This is a genomic window from Saccharobesus litoralis (genome assembly GCF_003063625.1).
GTDB lineage: Bacteria > Pseudomonadota > Gammaproteobacteria > Enterobacterales > Alteromonadaceae > Saccharobesus > Saccharobesus litoralis.
Genome location: NZ_CP026604.1, coordinates 4,444,819 through 4,463,692, shown reverse-complemented (window position 1 = coordinate 4,463,692; position 18,874 = coordinate 4,444,819). Strand labels below are relative to the sequence as shown.

Sequence of the window (18,874 nt, the reverse complement as noted above, 5' to 3'; positions counted from 1 at the left end):
TATTGCATATTGAAAGTCGCGAGTGAAGGATGAGAATAAGATGCGTATAAAAAGTACGTGTTGAAGGTTGTATGTGCAAAATTAAGTTGAGAGCGTGTGGATTACCATTTTAAAACAGATTTAACTGGCCGGTATTTATGTGACATGTCCATGGAGCATGGACTATTTGGTCGTTGGCTAATGGATGAGGTTGCAAATAACCCAATAACTATCCATCAAGTCTGCTCTTTAATTAAAAAAGCTCAGAGCAAGCGCATAGAGTGCCTAGCTTTACATAAGTTGGGGGCTGAGGTTACTTTATACTTAGACAGTGATGAAGCCGTGGTCAAGGTTAATCAAGGCGAGGGTTTTGAACCCGATCTATTACCAGACAATGAATTATATTTAGATGATTTAAGTGTTCGGGCTGGATGTGGTTTCGATGATTTTGTTAATTTGTTTTACGCTTGGTGTGATTTTGTCAAAGTACAATGCGACGCACCATGAGTAGGCGCCTGAATCAAGCGTCGAACCTACAAAAATAGCTAGCCTAATATCAACTCATCAAATTACTCTTGAAGGTCGAGGTTCAATGCCTCGACAAAGGTTGCAGATATTAGGCAATGTGGCAGCTAGAAACCACGCCTGTAGCAGCCTGCTGCTATTGTCGAAATAAATTTCGATCTATACTGAACAACGTCAACACATCAAAATTATATTGAAACAGTGTTAGGCGTTATGTCACTTATTTTGTTCTTCTAATGTTAGCTCTCTTTCGGTTTTTATATTGCAAACTTTTTTCATAAAAATGCTGGCGGGGCAAAAGCCAGTAAAGCTTTGCTGAAATAAGTTAACACCAACAAATAAAGTAAACCAAATAAAGTTTGGATGGATAAAGTAGGTTAAGGCCACGGATAATATGATCATTAATCCGGCAAAGGCAGTAAGTGATTTTTCTAATGACATCATGAAGATAGCTCCTATTAAAGCTCTGATTAGTTAAAGCTGGCTAGTTAAAACAGATATTGAATTGAGGCGTAATAATTACTGGCGTTCTCAAACTGACCAAAAAACGTTTCAGGTTTACCTAAAAAATGATTAAGGCCGATTTTATAGTGCCATTGGTCGTTTGGTTGATAGTGCATAGTCAGTCGAGAGTAGTTGTCGTGTTCTTGCAGTTCGTAAAATTGAAACCAATCTACAGTGAGTGTTTGCATGCTATTTTGCCATCGAGTATTCACGGTTATTTGTTTACGGTTTTGATTGGTGGTGTCGTTACCGATAGCGTTTCGCCAATGGAACTGCAAGGCCAAACTCAAATTAGCTTTGATTTCCTGTTCGTAACCAATCAGCCATTGCTGGTTTGATTGAGCAAGGCTGATAAATTGATTTTCTATTGGCGAATTTTGTGAATGGTCATGGTAGCCATATTCCGATTTGAATAACCCATTGGCTAGCGGTGAGATCAGGCTAGCACCAAGGCTGCGTATTTTATAAAAGGCTGGCTTGCCTTGAAAATCAATCGCCTCCGGTGACTTGCTATAACCATCAAATCCGTATATGGCAATATCATTACTGCCTATTTGTTTACTCAGTCGAATGGCCAATTCGCCATCAGACGGTTGATTGGCTGTCAATCTAGGCGCGATATTTTGCTGCTGTGCACCACTATAAAAAGAAAATATTTCGCCATTAATATAATGGTCAGCTTGCATTTTAGGTAGCCAGACTAAATCAATATTGGCGAATGAATAATAACCGGATAAGCGAACAGCGGTTGAGGCAAGCTTTAGGTTGTTATCGTCACGCCCTGCAAAAAATGATTGCCAGTCTTTAGCGAAATGGTCGTTAATAAATACGTAATGTCCAACCCCCCAAGTCAGCATTTGTTTACCCATTTTTAGATCCCAGTTTTGCCCCTGTTGACCTAATTTATGCAAAGAGGTTTGCCAACTTAATTCACGTATATCAATCTGGCTCGATGCCTGCACTTGATCGTAATAAATGTCAGCTTTACTAATAAATCGAGAGCCGTCAAACAGGGAGTTTGTCAAAAGGTGTTGCCAGTTAAGGTGCAGTTTTATATCACCTAAGGTTTGCTTTTGCTTGATGACAGTATCACGCTTGAAACGCTGGCCGAGGGCAATTTCTACATAACCCGTTATTGGCGCTATGGCACTACTTTTGCCGTCAGTCGTCGTTTGCTCTGCCTGTTCCCAGTCGTCCCAGCTACTGTCATCCCAGTCATTTTTATCGACATTTATTTTATCCCCATCGTTTATACCTTCGCTTGTGTGACCGATAGGCTTCACGGATATGCTGTTTGTTGGTGTACTGGTTTCTTTTGCCTTTAAGCCAAGAGGGATAACTTGTAAAAAAAGTAGCCATAATAAAACGCCAGTTTTAAAGTTTTTATGTGGAATACTAAGCATTATTTAAACCATTGGCTGGGTGGATACCGTAAACTACGTTCACTGAATAAACTGTCTGGTAAACCAATATCGTATTGCACATTACGAAACTCCATTAACGTATACCCGCCGGATATTAAATCACTCACTTTTGAGCGGGTAACCGTAGGATGGTTTTGCAAGGTTTCTATTTGAATGGCTTCAACTCGTCGATAATGCTTATTGTCTTGATTGTAGTAATCAATGGTAACCGGAATAAAATTTTGCTTGTGTATTTGCACTGTATAATGACTAAACTCAACGCTTTCCGGCTGTTTAGGTGTCGCTTTAATTAAGTAGTTTTCACCTGATGAGTCGAGTAACTCAAAGTTATCTAAAAGAGTTGAACGTCCACTCACATCTTCATAGAAAAAATGAGAACCCACGAATGATGTGCGCTTGTCACTCGCAGCGATACGTTTCACTAAATCTAAGCCAGGTAAATATAGCCAGCGGTTATCGTCTTGCTCAATATTATTACTTTTTTCAACTCGAAAGACGGTTCCTTTTATATCGGTTGGGCGCGAGAACATGACTAGCAGGTTTTGTTGCCCAGTCTGTTGGCCATTTTCAATCACATCTTTTCTGAGCAGTGAAAACTGGCGCATGAGTTTACGCCCTTGTTGGTCAACAATTATGATCCTAGCAAGGCTACTGCCGTCATCGCCAGCATAATACGCCGCTTGCTCGGCTTTACGAATAATTTGCTCAGCCGTTAGGGCGTAGGCGGTAGAGTAGGTCATTATCAGCAAAACAGTTGTGATAATCAGGCTTAGCCGCATAGTATTTATATTTGTTGAAAGCGTAGGAAGATGGATCATTGCTCTGTGTCTCCTTGTACTTTGGTTGTTTGGATCAATAGATTGGGAAAAAGCATAAATAGCGTTGGTAGTAATACCAAAGTGACGAGCGCAGATATCGCCATAATGCTAGCTAAAAATATGCCTACGGTAATGTAAGGTACCAGTGGTGCAAACAAGAGTGGGGTAAAGCCAAGTGCGATAATAATCGCGTTGCGACTAATGGCATTAGCTGGCTCTGCAAACATAAGCTGTATCGTGTTTTCGATATTTTGTTGCTGTTGGTAAATTTCGCGCGCTCGTTGCAAAAAGTGAATAGCGAAGTCAACCGATAAGCCTAATGTTAATGCTGAAAGCACCGCAATCGGCATGTCATAGTCTTTACCTAACCAGCCAATCAAACCATAAATAAAGCTAATGGTAAGACTAAGAGGAAGCATGGCTAATAAGCCAAATGTGATCGAACGAAACAAGAGCGTCATCATGATAAACACGATAATAAAAGCGCTGATTAAACTTTCGGCCATTCCCCATACCATTTGCTCTTGCCAAACTACATTCAAGTAGGCCTTGCCAGCCCAACTTAGGGATAATTCTTTAGGTAACGGCTGTTGTTGAACATAAGTCTCTACCCATTCAATCACTTGTAACATGGCTTGATTATCGCCACTGGTTAGTTGTAACCATATCAAGCTGTTTTGATAGTCTGGCGTAACGAAGTGCCACAGATCTTGCGGTCGATGAGAGGATTGATATTGCAATAAACTTTGTGCAATACCTTGAGACGAAGTAGGTAATTGATAGTCAACATCAAGGCCTGAATGTAATTCTCGATTGACAACTTTAACGATATCAACAATTGAGCTAGATTTACCGATTTGCTGTTTATCATTTAAATAATTTTGTAAACCTTCAATGTAAGAGAGGACATCGGGTTGAGTAAAAGGCTTGCTGGTTTCATGTTCTAATTGTGTGAGCCATTGCTCTAACCAGGTTGTTGCCTCTTTGTCGACGCCTGAAAATAGCTTGTCGTCAATCGCGAAAATGAGTTGTTCTTTAGTTAGTGCTTTGTCGTTTTGCTCGTTTAACGTGATAATTTGCTGAAACCAAGTTTGCAAAGAAGACGGGACTAACTCAAATTTTGGGGGTAATACGCCTTGGTTTAATTGGCTGTTATTGGGATTTGCACTCAAGCGGATATAAGCATTATAAGTACCAGCAAAGTGTTGATTGAGCTCAGCATCAGCAACGCGAATTTCATGGTTTGATTTGAACCAGCGTACGGGATTATCGTTAACCTGAATTAATAACATTCCCACAATAGAAAAAATAAATATAACACCAAACCCTAATAATTTAGTTTTATTGTATTTGGAATGGCTACGACTTAACCATTGAATAATGCGTGCTAATAAACCTTGTTTTTTGCTCTGCTGTTGCAGTTTTATTTGTAAGTTGAGTAATTGTTTTTCACTTAAGCAGCTAATGTATGCCGGTAAAAATATTAAGGTCACAATAAAAGCCAGCAAAATGCCAAAGCCGATAAAAGCACCAAATATTTGTACGGGAGGGATAGGGGTGATAAGCAGAGATAAAAAGCCAACGGCAGAGGTGAGTGAGGTAAACAACATAGGTTTAAACAAGTGGAGAACAACTTGTTTAATGGTTTGTTTAGCTGAGGCTTGCGGGTTGTTGCCGGCTTGATAGCGATCGGCGAATTCAGACATAACATGAACTGAATCAACAACAGCAATTGGCATGAGAAATATCGCTATCATGGATGACATAATATGCACAGTAAAGCCTAGGGCGATCAATAGCCCCATGGTGACTATTACCGTAACCATTGCAACGATCATGGGAGCGGCAATAAAAGGAATGTGCCTAAAAAACATCCACAATAAAACAAGTATTGTTAATCCGGCCAGTGGCGCAGAAATGGCCATTTGCACAAACATTTCAACACCAAACTGATCTTCCGCTACCGGTAACCCTGTGATATGCCATTGATCACCGTGAATCTTATCAAGTGTATTTATAGTCGAACGCAGTTGTTCAGCGATTGCATAGCTTTGGTTTTTGTTTTGAATCGGAATATATATCGCAGCCGCTAGGTTATTGTCTGCAGCCAAGGTGTTTTCTAATAAAGGCAATCTTTGTATTGCCGATTTCACTTCAAGGGCGATTTGGTCGTTACTTGGCGCTTGTGGCATTAACCACTCAAATTTCAATGTGGGTGTTTTTTCACCAGTTAGTTGAATTTGTTTAATATTGTCCGCCAACGACATTGACATAACATCTTGTTTAACGACACCATTTATTGTCAAAGCAGTTTGAGTTATTTGCTCAATAGCGTTTAGCGTCGCGGCGTTATAGATCCCTTGAGGGTGGTGTTTATTAACGACACCGACAACTAATGCATCATGTAAATTAAAGTCATGTTTAGTTTGGTTGTGATTTTTTCGTGCGCTATTGCCTTCGGCCAGCATGTTCTCTGGATCGGTATCAATTTGCAGTTGGCTAAAAAAGCTAATACTTGTGGCGGTGAGAATAGCTAGTAGCCAAAACACCTTTTGCGCATGGAGTATTGCTTTATCAATTAACAGTTCAAACATAAGTGTCTTTATATTAGGTTTATCTAATGTAATGTGTTTAGTTTATATTAGTTAACCCTAATATAAAGATCGTTTTTAGATAAAATTGTTATCGAATTCTGATTTTTATATCAAATTCAAAGAATGGTTTTGGGAAAAGAGCAGTCCAATCCTATAATATAGTCAAAACGATCAGGTTTTAGGGGAAGCCGTCAAGCTTTGAGACCCCATGAGCATATGCTCTACTATGTGATTGGGGCGAGTAAGCGCAGACAATGAACCATAAGACCTGAGCGAGAAGACTATAGAAGGCATAACGCAGATGTAATGTGTTACATCTAGCTCAAAGTCTTATAAGAAAAAGGTGTGTATGCCCATATTTGACTTCCCAAAGTTCCATTTATTCATGTTTTTAGCTGCGGATAAACTGAGAAATATAAGTTTATTGTTATTACTGGCTAGCCTGTTAGCGGCTTGCCAACCGATAACAACTGACCAAGGGCAAGATGTAAAACGCTCACCATCGTCAACTGAGCCTAAGCAAAGTGAGGAGTTAACTCAGCTACTTACGACTATACCGAGTGCTAAACCCGGTCATTATGCCCCTGAAACCGCTGAGCAGCTTGGCGCTTTGCTAGATAAGTTATACCAAGATGCGCGTCAGGGGGAATATGCGTTGCAAGTGCCACGGGTCTTTTTACAAGATGTCAGTACCACTTGGTTATATATTAATGCGACTCGGCCGGTACAATTTAAAAAGACACAGTTTTTTCGCTTGATGCTCCCCTTGGTTTTGCAATCTAATTTAGCAATATTGTCTGAGCGCCGTTCTGCGGCAACTCTATCGCTAAAAAGTAAACCTTTTAAAGAGTTATGCATTAAATACGGAGTTATTACCCGTAAAGCATTAAGCAAAGGAGAAAAACTGACTAGCAAGCATAGAACACAGCTACTCAGACGCGTTGATATCGTACCGCCGTCATTGGCTTTAGCTCAAGCCGCAGAAGAGAGTGGTTGGGCTACATCTCGCTTTACGCTTGAAGGTAACGCGTTATTTGGCCAATGGGATTTTAGCGGCAAGGGCATGATCCCTAAGGAACAAAGAACCGAATTGGGGAACTATGGCTTAGCTAGATTTAAATCGCCACTGGATTCAGTTAAAGGGTATATGCTGAACCTTAATCGAAATCGAGCTTACGCTAAGTTGCGACAGTTACGTCATCAAAATCGCATGTTACGTAAACCTTCGACAGGGCTTGCGCTTGCTACTACGTTAGATAAATATTCTGAGCGCGGTCAACACTATGTAGATGGCGTTCAAAGTTTAATACGCTATAACAAGTTGCAGAAATATGATGAAGCTGTACTGGCTAATTCGTCTTCACAATTAAGCTATTATATTTATTTGTAAAAATAACTAATTTTTGTCATTCATAGACTATATTATTGAATATAAACAAATTTTAAAGCTGGCGGATTAGTGCCAGCTTAGACTTTATTAATGACATTAACCACGCCTTTAACCGCTAGCGACTTAAACAAACTGCCTGTTGTTATCTACAAGGCTAAGCTCGATAGCGCCCGCAATTTTATTGTGATTAACGGTGCTGTAAAACGGTTGTTTGGCTCAACAGTCGAGCAAGCTGTCGACAATCCGCTAGGTTATATCGCAGAGCAAGACCTAGAAAAAGTTAAAGCGTTTTTTCATCAATTAAATCAGGTTGGTGGTGACGGTAAAAGTGAATATGAGATTAGTTATCGGGCAAAAGTGGATGGCCAAACTTATTGGTTGACCGAGCGTGGTCACAAGGTTAACTGTACAGAAAGTGATAGTTATTACCTACACGGTATTATATTCGACAATACAGAAACGATTGAAACTGAGCGTCAAATAGAAAGTTTATTATCACACCGCACGCAAGAGTTAGAGCAAGCAAAACAAGAATTAGAAGCCACTTTAGCTGAGCAGCAGCGCAGTGAAGAGTACCGTGTCAAGGTATTAGAAAAAACTCAATTTCAGCAATCTATCACTTTTGAGTTATCAACCAGTGACAGTGTAATGGATGGCGATGTTAAGCAAGCGGCTGATATTGTCTGTAATAAATTAAAAAGTGGCTTGTTTACTGACAATGTTATTTATCATTGTTTGCTTAAACAATTTCGTTATAAATTGGATGCGACAACAGAGCCAACATTAGTCAAACCGCAAAATGAAGTTGTTGAATTTCCAGCAGAATTTATTTATGACTTACAAAATAGTTTGTGCTTGGATTATGAAGACATTGCCGCGCAAAGGCTTGATACAGAGGTTAAAGATTTATTCATTACTCAATATCAAGCTAAGGCCGCGCTTATTTTTCCGGTTAAGTACGACAATGAGTTAGTCGGCTTTTTCAGTGTGTTGGCGAAAAATTGTCGCAAGTGGTCAATTGATGAAATTATTTTTGTCTCCGGCTTAGCGGATCAAATGCGCACCACATTGAATAATCGCGATAAAAAAATAGCAGGGCAAAAACTTCACCAATTAGCTTACTACGATACGTTAACCGGATTAGAGAATCGCACAGCATTTTTTGAAAATGCTAAACAGGCAATTGCTTTGGCTAAACGTAACCAACAAAGGCACGCTTTTATTTATATTGATTTAGACGACTTTAAGTTTGTTAATGATACATATGGCCATGATGCGGGTGATAAAGTATTGGTTCATACGGCTAATGTCATTCGCAATGTTGTTCGTAATACTGATCATTGTGCGCGTATAGGTGGCGATGAGTTCAATATATTGCTGATGGATGTGCATAAAGCGAGTAATGCCGAAAGTATTGTTAAAGTCATTTTGAAAAAACTAGCAGAGCCACTCGACTTGGGTGTTACCAATTATGCTATTTTAGTCAGTATTGGCATTTGCATGGTTGATGAAAATCAAACCGACTTAGAGCAAGTCATTAAACTTGCCGATACGGCAATGTATCAAGCCAAACGCAACGGTAAAAATCAATATTGTTTTAGTTAAACCCATATTTGTTGATTTAAGCTGCTCAATTAGTATTGTGGGCGAGCATTTATGCTTGCAGAGCCTGCAAACCTTTCTCACCATACAACAAGGCTTATTGTATTGTATCTTATAAAAGCCCGCTAATTGAGATGTTGAATCGTTACGTTAGTGAATAGTTACGTTAGAATAAGCCCTGTTTTTTACTTTAATTTATTGATTAGTTAATGAAAAAGTTGTTGTCAGATAGGTTTGATTTACTGTTTAAGTTTATTGGATTAGTGATTGCGGTTGAAATATTAAACTTACTCACCGGCCGCATATTAAATCATTTAGGAATATATCCGCGTGATTTATTTGGACTCGTAGGGATTATTACAGCGCCATTTTTACATGCCAGCATTTGGCACTTTCTCAGCAATATTGTGCCATTGACCATTTTAGGCTTAATTCTATCGGTACACGGCCCTCGTAAACTCGCGAAAGCATCGCTTATTATTATGGCTTTAGGTGGTGGTCTAGTTTGGTTATTTGCACGTTCTAGCTTTCATATTGGTGCCAGTGGTCTGGTATTCGGTTGGTGGGCTTTTTTATTGGCGTTGGGCTATTACCAAAGAGACTGGAAGGCCATAGGGACAGCGATAGCTGTGCTCTTATTGTACAGTGGTATGTTTGTCAGCTTATTTTCGTTACGCTCACCCATTTCGTTCGAGTCTCATTTATTTGGTGCTTTTGCCGGTATTGTCGCGGCGGCATATTTAGGCAAGGCTAAGCAACAATCATAGTCTTCTCGCTCAGGTCTTATGGTTCATTGTCAGCGCTTACTCTCGACTTTAGCTCCTGCGTCGTCCTACTACCTAAATCCCTGTCTCTTGATCACATTTTTTTCATAAGCTTATACTCAATCTAACGCTTGTATAAGTTCTAAAGATTCGGCGTATATCATGATCTTTTTCCAGCCAACCCATATAGCTTTTACACCCACTTGGCCTGTTCTTTTACTATCATACCACCCACCTATTTTGGCAATCGCATAATAAGCCCAATACAAAGACGGCGGCTCTTGGGGGAGCTCTGTTTTCTTTTCTATTTTTTTCCATAACAGTTTCCACAACAATTGAGGTAATAATCTCTCACATGATATGTTGCGGGCTGCTTCTTTATTCTTGATTAACTGCTGTAACTGCATGAGTCTTATTGCGATGAATGCTTGAACTATAGCCACTCGCTTTAAGTTATCTACACCTTGCATCTTTAGTTTTTCAACTTGAGTGCCATCAGACTTCCAGACTTTATGAAAGTCTTCCACACGCCAGCGTAATTCATAAAAACGCACTAATTTTCTAGCTTGCGCGTCTGAAGTGATCGGTTCTGATGTGTATAACACCCAACATAACTTTTCGTCTTCATTCTCGGCATTAACTTCTTGGCACACAATCATATTAACCGTTAGTTCAGCCGAACCAGTCGCTCTTTTGGGTTTGTTAATGGTGATACTTCTATAACTTAATGCGACATTTGCATCTCGAGCTTTTCTTCCACCTTTTTGCGGCACGTGCACCGTATAATGGCTTTTGGCTGACATCGTTTTAACTGCATCGTTTAAACAGCCTTTAGGTAAATTAAGTTTACGGTTCTCTTTCGCTCGTACAAGAAAGCGATTCCCTTGTTGTTTTTGATAATCTAAATATTCGTAAATATCAGCTTCTCTATCACAAACATCTATTACATTGCTTAAAGAACCCATTCGAGCTGACAGTGTTTCTATATTTTGCTGCCATTTGTAGCTTTCTTTTTCTTCTATTGGCCGTTGTTGAAGCACTTCTTTTTTTTCTGAGTTTTTTTGCTCTCGAAACCAATAATATTGATTCCCTAACCCAAGTATCTGCTCAGAATCAGCATCCATCATGAGTGTAGAGTGAACAAATAACGAACGCCCTTGAGGATTCTTAGCTGATTTTTTTGCTGAGCTGGCATTACCCAGTTTATCGCAAATAGAATGCCGATAACTCAACCCTGTTGTATCTTGAATAGCAAGTACTAACGGCCTTTCTTTGACAATAGTATCGGTGAATTTAAACCCTGACAGAGCAATGTGTTCTGGTCGAACAGCGTGATTTCGAATTAAACGATAAGCCGCTTCAACTGAGGCTGGGTATTCACTCGCACTAACAACAGAATTACCAGCATGGTTGGCCATATCTGTTGTGAATTTCACTAATCGGTCAGTTCTTCTTGAATCGCCTAGTTCAGCATTTCCAAAAATTGAATTGGCCCATTCTTCTGTAGTTGAATTAAACATTAATATGACCTTACATCTATAAAATGTGTATTAGATCATAGAGTTATAAAAATATAAAATATTTGTGTATAAGAGACAGCCTAAATCCCTTTAGGCAGCCCCAATCACATAGTAGAGCATATGCTCATGGGGTCTCGAAGCTTGCCTGCATGGATGCAGGTAAGGGGCGTGAGCAGGACGCGGTAGCTTTGACGGCTTCCCTTAAAACCTGATCGCTTTGACTATATAACATTAGGTGTGAGCGGCCAGCTGTTTTTTTACTGCGTATAATGCGTGATCGGCGCGTTTTAGTAGTTCATCCATATGATCACCTTGCATACATTCGGCTGTACCGCAGCTGATTCGCGGCTGTAGTTCGTGGTTTGCGTATTTAAATGTTCGCTCGGTAAAGTGTTCGGTTAAACGGTTGGCTACGCCTATGGCTTCTTCATGAGTTTGATTGGCCAATGTAATGACAAACTCATCGCCAGCAAATCGATAAACTTCATCACTGGCTCTGATTAAACTGGATAGTTCAAACGCAATATATTGTAAAACTCTGTCGCCACAATCATGGCCGTAGGTGTCGTTAATTGGCTTAAATTTATTGACGTCAATAAACACCACCGAGAAGGGCGTGTCATAACGTTTAAAGCGCGACAACTCTGTCGCCATTTTGTCTTCTAAGCTGCGGCGGTTTTTAATGCCAGTTAATGGATCATGTGAGGCTAAAAACTCCAGCTTTTCGCGGGCAATGACATTGGTAATACAAAGCGAAATTTTGACCGCTAGCTGCTCTAGGTGATAAGTGCCTAGATTTTTATGGAAACGATCAGGTGCTTGATCAGTAAAAATTAAACTGGCAAATAAACGCCCTTCAACATACAAAGGAATGTTTGCTAACGATTTATAGTTTTTCAGGATTTTGGCTGGCAGCAGCCCCGGGACTTCATGAATGCGATTGGTTAGGGTGATTTTTATGCCATCTAAATAGCGTTCAAATTGCCGTTGTTTAGCGGTAAACACATTTTCATGTTGTGCAAAAAACTGTTTATTTAAACTGGCGGTACTGCTGGCATTTAGTACCTCAACTGATGCTGTGTCGTTTAATAATAAAAACACCCCGCCTAAATTGAACTTTTCCTGTAGGGAAGTAAACAAAGTATTAAACAATTGGTTACTGTTTTTACAGGTTAGGATCTCTGTTTCTATTTCGAATAACTTACGCGCTATTTCTTCATTTTGGCGCATGTTACTGATCAGTGAGGCTGCATCTTTCATGATGGTTGGCGTTCGATGTTGTTGTTCGGCCTGCTAATAAATTTAATACTAACTGATAGCCAACCAAACACCAACTAGGATCATTAACCCACCAGATATTTTATTTAATAAACTAATGTTATTATTTTTACTTAATAGGTTGGCTAAGGTTTTTCCACCCGTTGCGTAAAGCATTAAACTGCAGAATTCGATACTTAAAATGATAAGCAGTAAAGTAAAAAGTTGTGGAGCTAGTGCTAGTTGGTCGTCGATAAAAGGCGGCAGTAAAGCAATCATAAATGCCCAACCTTTAGGGTTAGCGACGGCAGTAACAAAGCCTTGGCTGATAAGGTGCTTTTTTTCACTGTTATTGGTATGTTTAATTGAGAAAGACCATTTTCCTTTAGCACGCCACATTTGAATGCCGATATAGCCTAAATAACAGGCACCCGCTATTTTAAATATTATAAAAACTTTGGGTAGGGTTAGGGCAACTGAGGCAACACCGAATACCGCGGCTAAAGTCACCACGGCTACGCCCGTTAGTTCGCCTAGCATCATCCATAAGGTCTTTTTTATACCCAATTGAATTCCCAACGACAGTGCTAGAGTCATACACATTCCGGGGGATATAGACACTAAAAAGAAAGTAGGAATAAAGAGTAAGGCTTGTTGGCTGAGCATTGTTAGTTATGTTGTTTAACTTTGCGAGTTGGGGCTTAGGCAGTAAAAAAGGCGCAAATTGCGCCTTAATTGAGGATACAAGCTAGCCTAAGGCATGGCTTGTTGATTATTTTTCGTCTGGCAATGTCACGTTTAGTTCTAAAACGGATAAGTCGTCATTTTTTTGGTCGAGTTGTACACTAACCGCGTCAGTGTCGATGTCGACATACTTACGGATAACCGCCAAAATATCTCGCTCGAGATCGGGCAAGTAATCAGGACCATTATGACGAAAGGTGTTACGTTCGTGAGCCACAATAATTTGCAGCCTTTCTTTGGCTACTGATGCAGCTGGCTTTTTATCTTTACGAAAGTAATTTAATAATGACATAGCCTAGCTCCCGAATATGCGTTTTAGTAAGCCTTTTTTCTCAGCAGTTAAAAAGCGAAAATCGATATTTTCACCTTGTAAACGAGCAATGGCATCTAAGTACGCTTGGCCAGCATCGCTTTGCTCATCCAATACTACAGGCTCACCTAAGTTAGACGCTTTTAGTACCGCTTGTGATTCAGGTATAACACCAAGTAAAGGAATTGCAAGAATATCTTTAACGTCTTCAACACTTAACATATCGCCGCGTTCAACACGCTCAGGGTTATAACGAGTTAACAATAAATTTTCTTTAACTGGCTCTAGCCCTTGTTCTGCACGGCGAGATTTCGACGCCAAAATGCCTAAAATGCGGTCTGAATCGCGAACCGAAGACACTTCAGGGTTAGTCACTACAATAGCCTCGTCGGCAAAGTAAAGAGCCATTAATGCGCCTTGTTCGATACCTGCTGGTGAGTCACAAATAATGTAGTCAAACTCTTCGCTTAATTCGTCTAGGACCTTCTCAACCCCTTCTCGGGTTAATGCGTCTTTATCTCGAGTTTGTGAAGCGGGTAGAATAAATAAGCCATCAACACGTTTGTCTTTGATCATTGCTTGATTTAAGTTGGCTTCACCGTTTATGACATTGACAAAATCATAAACCACGCGACGCTCGACACCCATGATTAAATCAAGGTTACGAAGACCAATATCAAAATCGACAATTACGGTTTTGTTACCTTGAAGGGCTAAACCTGTACCTATGGCGGCGCTGGATGTGGTTTTTCCTACACCACCTTTACCTGATGTCACAACGATAATTCGTGCCATTGTTCTACCTCAATCCTCTATTATATTTATTCGGTTAACGCTTTAACGGATAGCTGTTCGCCATCGAGTTCTATACAGCCGGCTTTTTGCCAGCAGTGTTGTTGTAGTTGTTCGCTTGTCCAATATGTGCCGTTAATACTAATTAATTCAGCCTGAATATTGTGACAATAAATTTTGGCGTTGCTATCGCCTTTTGCCCCTGCCATGGCTTTACCACGCAATGAACCATAAATGTGAATATTGCCGTCGGCTATTACTTCACCGCCATTGCCTACAGAACCTATGATGATTAAGTCTGTATCTTTGGCATACACTTGCTGACCAGAACGCACATTTTGCGTTATCTGCATAGCAGGGATGTACTCAGGTACTTTAACTTCAACCGGAACTTCGACTTTGACTTTTTCTATTACTGGCACTTCAACCCGCTCAACAACTTTTTGCACTGGCTGAGCATTAGCTTGATTTTCCGCTGCATTGGCTTTGGCGGCAATCATAATTGCTAAACCCGCTTCTTTTGCCGCGGCTTTATGTTGGTCAGTTGCACCTGTAATACCTACAGGGACCAGTTTTAATGATTCAAGTGCATTTTTTAATGCGACAAAGTCAATGCTGTCTTGCTCTGCAATGGGTTCGATATTGGCCACGATAGGCGCCATCTCAAAAAATTTTGGAGCTTGGTCTATTTTGGCGGCCAGTGCCTGGCGTAACTCGCTGAAATCTGTGGTGGAAATATGCAGCACAGATAAAGTGAAGCTACTGCCTTTGAGTTCTATTCCTGCTTGGGACATACTGAAGAATGAAAGCCTATTTATTATGATGAAACAAAGCCTGTAATTGATGAAAAATTCAGTTTGGATTTTATTCGTAAAATCTTGGTATCAGGCTCTTATATTTTACCCATCAATGGTATAGTCTCACCGCTTACAGCGCAAGCATAAAACATGTTCAATCGAATGTAGTGACGAGGTTTATTTAGGTGTTATCCGCAGTTTATAAAAGTAACAAAAAACCAGATACTTATCTGTTTGTCGAACAAAGAGACAATTTTGATAAAGTGCCAGAATCTTTATTGACTATGTTTGGCACCCCAGAGCTAGTGACTATTGTTAACTTAGCGAGTCGCAGCAAGTTGGCTATTTCAGATATAGAAAAAGTCAAACAAGAGTTAAAAGATAAAGGTTACTTCGTCCAGTTACCGCCGCCACAAGAAGATTTATTAAAAGAGCACAAAGCGCGATTAAAGGCGCAAGGAAAACTCAATGAAGATAATTAAACAAGGGCTTGTCGCCCTAAGCCTAATTGTTAGTACAGCGTTAGTGCCAACTTGGGCACAGTCACAAGCAGAATTTGATAAATATGTTGCTGGATTAAAATCACAAGCCTTAGCGAAAGGTTACGAGCAAGGTATTGTTGAGCAAGCATTTAGTAACGTCGTATTTAAAAAGAAAGTTGTCAAAGCGGATCGTAATCAACCTGAATTTGTTGAAACGCTAGAAACTTACTTACCAAAACGCGTGCCTGAGTGGAAAGTCAAAAAAGCCCGCGATTTATATAAAAAGCACCAAGTTATGCTGGAAAAAATTGGTCAGCAGTACGGAGTACAACCGCGCTTTATTGTTGCTCTTTGGGGTTTGGAGTCGGCATTTGGTAAATATCAAGGCAAGTATCCACTCATTTCTTCTTTGGTGACCTTATGTTTTGATGGCCGCCGTGAAGCTTTCTTTAAAAAAGAACTATGGAATGCACTCGATATTTTGCAATATGAAAAAGTACCCTATGAGAAGCTTAAAGGCTCATGGGCAGGTGCCATGGGACAAGTGCAGTTTATGCCAAGTTCGTTTAAAGCGTACGCGGTTGATTATGATGGCGATGGCATAAAAGATGTTTGGGGCAATATGGGAGACGTATTTGCCAGTGCCGCAAATTACCTTGCCAATGAAGGCTGGAATGACGATTTAACTTGGGGACGTCAGGTTAAAGTACCAAGCGGGTTTGATTTTGAACATGCAGTGCCACAAAAAACCCGCGGTCGCAGCCATTGGTTAGAGCAATGGAATAAAACAGAAAAAACCTTAGCCCAGTGGCAAGCATTAGGTGTGCGTCGCGCAGATGGAAGCGACTTACCTAAAGTGGATATTAAAGCGGCAATGATGATCCCTGATGGTGAAAAAGGCCGTATCTATTTGGCCTACGACAACTACAAAGTACTGATGCATTGGAACCGTTCTTATTATTTTGTGACAACGGTTGGCTATTTGTCTGATCGCATTGCTTACCCAAAAGTGAACTAATGTTATACAAGCATCAAACATTTGATGGTAAATCCATTGATTTGCCTGTTGGTAAAGTGGTTTGTGTGGGTCAAAACTATGCAGACCATATCGCGGAAATGAACAGTAACGTGGACCCAGAACAGGCCATGTTATTCATGAAGCCTAATACTGCGATCGTGCCTTTATCGCCGTCTTTTACAACTCCTAAAAATTTAGGCCAATGTCATAACGAGACTGAATTAGCAGTATTAATTCAAGCGCCATTAAGCAAAGTTGAAGCCTCACAAGTGCCACAAGCCATATGGGGTTATGGCATCGCTCAAGACCTAACTTTGCGTGATGTACAAGCAAAGGCGAAAAAGATGGGTAAACCATGGGAGCGCGCGAAATCGTTTGATGGCTCTTGTCCTTTATCAACTTTTATTGCCAAACAAGATTTTGTCGATCCACAAGCTTGCTCAATTGCCCTTGAAGTGAATGGTGAAATTCGCCAACAAGGTAACACCAGCCATATGATCCGCAGTATTGTTAATTTAATTGCTGAAATATCACAACAATTTACCTTGTTGCCGGGTGACGTTGTTATTACAGGCACGCCGGCGGGAGTGGGGGCTTTGCATAGTGGTGATCAACTGATTGTCACCTTAGCTGAGCAATATCAGTTTGTAACACAGGTAGAGTAGTCGATGGCGTTAGATCCTAATTTTTGGCAACACAAATCGTTAGAGCAAATGAACGATGAAGAATGGGAAGCCCTGTGTGACGGATGTGGCAAATGCTGTTTACATAAGTTTATTGATGACGCTGAAACGGATGACATGCAGACGACCGAAGTGATCCATCAAGACGAGCAATTGGCCTATACAGATATTGTTTGCCAATATATAAACGACAAAACCTGTGTGTGTACTTGTTACAGCAAACGGCAAAAGTTAGTGCCAGATTGCGTCAAATTAACCAAGGATAATTTGAAAGACGTTTTTTATATGCCGCCCAGCTGTACCTATCGTCGCTTACAAGAGGGCAAAGATATTCCGAGCTGGCACCCGCTATTAAATAAAGGTAAAAAAACTGCCATGCACAAGGCTGGCATGTCAATTCGCGGTAAAACGATTAAAGACAATCAAATTGATATGGAAGACTTTGAAGACAGAATTGTGACTTGGCCGTTGAAGGAATTGGATTAGGTGAATGGATTAGCTGAATGAGTCCAAATTGATTTTTGTTGCTCAATCTTTATCCCTGCGCTTATTGATAGGTAATTATTGATAACGCTGGGGTTTATTCTGGCGTATTTGGCGTTATTTCTTGGCGCAGTTTAGCGCGAATATTCATTAAAACCTGGCCATAGTGATTGTCGCCTCTTTGGTCGCGGCCGCACCCCCAAAAATGATCATACAAGCTTGATTCAATCAATTTTTCTTCACCCGTTGCCAGTAATGAATCACTCAGCTCAGGGTGGGTTTTAAATTTAGTATACAGGGCGCGAGTCATCACGACAGTTTCGACTTTTTTCCAATCGCTGCGCTTTTTCTTAAACCAAGCTTTACCGAGTTTAATGGCTTGTTTTAAATCGGCTTGGCGTATTTGTTCACGGTAGCTTTCATCGCTAAAGCGCATGGCTTGATAATAATGTTCGACGCTTGGCCAGTTTACACCTTCCAATTCAAATGCGTGGTTTGAAGTGCGGCTCCAGTCATGTGCAGCGTCATTCATGGAGAAAAAGTGGGCATTTTCATTTACGTGAGCAAATAGTGGCATGTTTTGTCGTAGGGTTGAATAGGGTAATATGGCGCTCATCATAACAATAAGCTTAATGGATGTCTGCATGCCTGTTTCATCGCTTAGCTACGCCTTTACATACTTGAGATGTTGGCCGTTTTCGCGAGTCTTTTTTCAATTCTTTTTGTTAATTCAATTGTGTTTTATTCCGCTTGGTTATGCGCAAATTGATATATTTAAATCTCAGTCAGCTAAGCAACTCGTTACGGTATTAAGCGATAGTCAAGTTCAGTTAGCTGACAAAGCCTTACAGCAAGCCTTTTTAGAGCGAGCAAAAAAATTACAGATCAAAGGGCAGGGCGTGGTTATTCGACTTTTAAAAGATGATGTTAAAGGCAGTCAGCATCAACGTTTTATTGTGCAATTAACGACTAAACAAACTTTATTAATCGCCCACAATATTGATTTAGCCCCACGCCTAAATCAGTTGAAAGTCGGTGATGACGTGACGTTTTACGGGGTTTATGAATGGAACAAAAAAGGTGGAGTCATCCACTGGACCCATCACGATCCTAAAGGTAAACATATTGGAGGCTGGTTGTTGCATAAAGGCAAGATTTATCAATAAACGCTTTGCTATAATAATGACT

General features: G+C 40.3%; 20 protein-coding genes and 1 pseudogene. 9 read left to right on the top strand and 12 right to left on the bottom strand.

What is annotated here, in order from left to right; all coding sequences use genetic code 11:
- Positions 1–96: 96 nt before the first annotated feature.
- Positions 97–486: a YacL family protein gene (locus tag C2869_RS16600; protein ID WP_108604007.1), complete on the top strand. Its 390-nt coding sequence runs from the start codon at positions 97–99 to the stop codon at positions 484–486.
- Between the two features lie 234 nt (positions 487–720).
- On the opposite strand, the gene C2869_RS16595 is transcribed toward C2869_RS16600, so the two are convergent.
- The 4 genes from C2869_RS16595 to C2869_RS16580 all read right to left on the bottom strand — a co-directional run bounded on the left by C2869_RS16595 (position 721) and on the right by C2869_RS16580 (position 5,844).
- Positions 721–945: a YgaP family membrane protein gene (locus tag C2869_RS16595; protein ID WP_108605096.1), complete on the bottom strand. Its 225-nt coding sequence runs from the start codon at positions 943–945 to the stop codon at positions 721–723.
- A 47-nt stretch (positions 946–992) separates the two neighbouring features.
- Positions 993–2,411 (bottom strand): hypothetical protein, encoded by a 1,419-nt coding sequence (locus C2869_RS16590; protein WP_108604006.1) that lies wholly within the window; start codon positions 2,409–2,411, stop codon positions 993–995.
- Positions 2,411–3,172 carry an outer membrane lipoprotein-sorting protein gene (locus C2869_RS16585; protein WP_228710691.1) on the bottom strand — a complete coding sequence of 254 codons (762 nt, stop codon included), beginning with the start codon at positions 3,170–3,172 and terminating at the stop codon, positions 2,411–2,413. Before C2869_RS16585 ends, C2869_RS16590 begins: the two co-directional genes overlap by 1 nt.
- 74 nt (positions 3,173–3,246) lie before the next feature.
- Positions 3,247–5,844: an efflux RND transporter permease subunit gene (locus tag C2869_RS16580; protein WP_108604005.1), complete on the bottom strand. Its 2,598-nt coding sequence runs from the start codon at positions 5,842–5,844 to the stop codon at positions 3,247–3,249.
- Positions 5,845–6,193: 349 nt separating this feature from the next.
- Between C2869_RS16580 and C2869_RS16575 the strand changes: the two genes are divergently transcribed.
- From C2869_RS16575 to C2869_RS16565, 3 genes are all read left to right on the top strand, one after another.
- Positions 6,194–7,234, top strand: a complete 1,041-nt coding sequence (locus C2869_RS16575) for a glucosaminidase domain-containing protein (protein WP_228710690.1) — start codon at positions 6,194–6,196, stop codon at positions 7,232–7,234.
- Positions 7,235–7,324: 90 nt separating this feature from the next.
- The gene (locus tag C2869_RS16570) at positions 7,325–8,839 is read left to right on the top strand and encodes a sensor domain-containing diguanylate cyclase (RefSeq protein ID WP_108604003.1); all 1,515 of its coding nucleotides are present in this window, start codon (positions 7,325–7,327) and stop codon (positions 8,837–8,839) included.
- 206 nt (positions 8,840–9,045) lie between these two features.
- On the top strand, positions 9,046–9,603 hold the full coding sequence (locus tag C2869_RS16565) for a rhomboid family intramembrane serine protease (RefSeq protein ID WP_108604002.1): 558 nt from the start codon (positions 9,046–9,048) through the stop codon (positions 9,601–9,603).
- Between the two features lie 116 nt (positions 9,604–9,719).
- On the opposite strand, the gene C2869_RS16560 is transcribed toward C2869_RS16565, so the two are convergent.
- The 7 genes and pseudogenes from C2869_RS16560 to minC form a co-directional block, all read right to left on the bottom strand.
- Entirely contained in the window at positions 9,720–11,120 is a 1,401-nt protein-coding gene (locus C2869_RS16560; protein ID WP_108602231.1) for an IS4 family transposase, read from the bottom strand.
- Positions 11,121–11,351: 231 nt separating this feature from the next.
- Positions 11,352–11,840, bottom strand: a complete 489-nt coding sequence (locus tag C2869_RS23165; protein ID WP_408011899.1) for a GGDEF domain-containing protein — start codon at positions 11,838–11,840, stop codon at positions 11,352–11,354.
- Between the two features lie 54 nt (positions 11,841–11,894).
- Positions 11,895–12,392, bottom strand: a pseudogene (locus C2869_RS23160) (hypothetical protein); the annotation flags it as partial.
- A 36-nt stretch (positions 12,393–12,428) separates the two neighbouring features.
- Positions 12,429–13,043 (bottom strand): LysE family translocator, encoded by a 615-nt coding sequence (locus C2869_RS16550; protein ID WP_108604000.1) that lies wholly within the window; start codon positions 13,041–13,043, stop codon positions 12,429–12,431.
- 106 nt (positions 13,044–13,149) lie between these two features.
- The gene (gene minE / locus C2869_RS16545) at positions 13,150–13,413 is read right to left on the bottom strand and encodes a cell division topological specificity factor MinE (protein WP_108603999.1); all 264 of its coding nucleotides are present in this window, start codon (positions 13,411–13,413) and stop codon (positions 13,150–13,152) included.
- Positions 13,414–13,416: 3 nt separating this feature from the next.
- On the bottom strand, positions 13,417–14,226 hold the full coding sequence (minD, locus tag C2869_RS16540) for a septum site-determining protein MinD (RefSeq protein WP_108603998.1): 810 nt from the start codon (positions 14,224–14,226) through the stop codon (positions 13,417–13,419).
- Between the two features lie 26 nt (positions 14,227–14,252).
- On the bottom strand, positions 14,253–15,017 hold the full coding sequence (minC, locus tag C2869_RS16535; RefSeq protein ID WP_108603997.1) for a septum site-determining protein MinC: 765 nt from the start codon (positions 15,015–15,017) through the stop codon (positions 14,253–14,255).
- Between the two features lie 188 nt (positions 15,018–15,205).
- Between minC and C2869_RS16530 the strand changes: the two genes are divergently transcribed.
- The 4 genes from C2869_RS16530 to C2869_RS16515 are packed head-to-tail and all read left to right on the top strand — an operon-like array spanning position 15,206 to position 17,689.
- On the top strand, positions 15,206–15,502 hold the full coding sequence (locus C2869_RS16530; RefSeq protein ID WP_108603996.1) for a YcgL domain-containing protein: 297 nt from the start codon (positions 15,206–15,208) through the stop codon (positions 15,500–15,502).
- Positions 15,489–16,520, top strand: a complete 1,032-nt coding sequence (locus tag C2869_RS16525; protein ID WP_108603995.1) for a lytic murein transglycosylase — start codon at positions 15,489–15,491, stop codon at positions 16,518–16,520. Before C2869_RS16530 ends, C2869_RS16525 begins: the two co-directional genes overlap by 14 nt.
- Positions 16,520–17,185 (top strand): fumarylacetoacetate hydrolase family protein, encoded by a 666-nt coding sequence (locus C2869_RS16520; RefSeq protein WP_108603994.1) that lies wholly within the window; start codon positions 16,520–16,522, stop codon positions 17,183–17,185. Before C2869_RS16525 ends, C2869_RS16520 begins: the two co-directional genes overlap by 1 nt.
- 3 nt (positions 17,186–17,188) lie before the next feature.
- Positions 17,189–17,689 (top strand): YcgN family cysteine cluster protein, encoded by a 501-nt coding sequence (locus tag C2869_RS16515; protein ID WP_108603993.1) that lies wholly within the window; start codon positions 17,189–17,191, stop codon positions 17,687–17,689.
- Positions 17,690–17,783: 94 nt separating this feature from the next.
- Here the strand turns inward: C2869_RS16515 and C2869_RS16510 are convergent, their stop codons facing one another.
- Positions 17,784–18,332: an NADAR family protein gene (locus C2869_RS16510; protein WP_228710689.1), complete on the bottom strand. Its 549-nt coding sequence runs from the start codon at positions 18,330–18,332 to the stop codon at positions 17,784–17,786.
- Here C2869_RS16510 and C2869_RS16505 point away from each other — a divergent pair.
- Positions 18,331–18,852 carry a DUF3465 domain-containing protein gene (locus C2869_RS16505; protein ID WP_108603992.1) on the top strand — a complete coding sequence of 174 codons (522 nt, stop codon included), beginning with the start codon at positions 18,331–18,333 and terminating at the stop codon, positions 18,850–18,852. The two genes, C2869_RS16510 and C2869_RS16505, sit on opposite strands and share 2 nt — an antisense overlap.
- Positions 18,853–18,874: the final 22 nt, after the last annotated feature.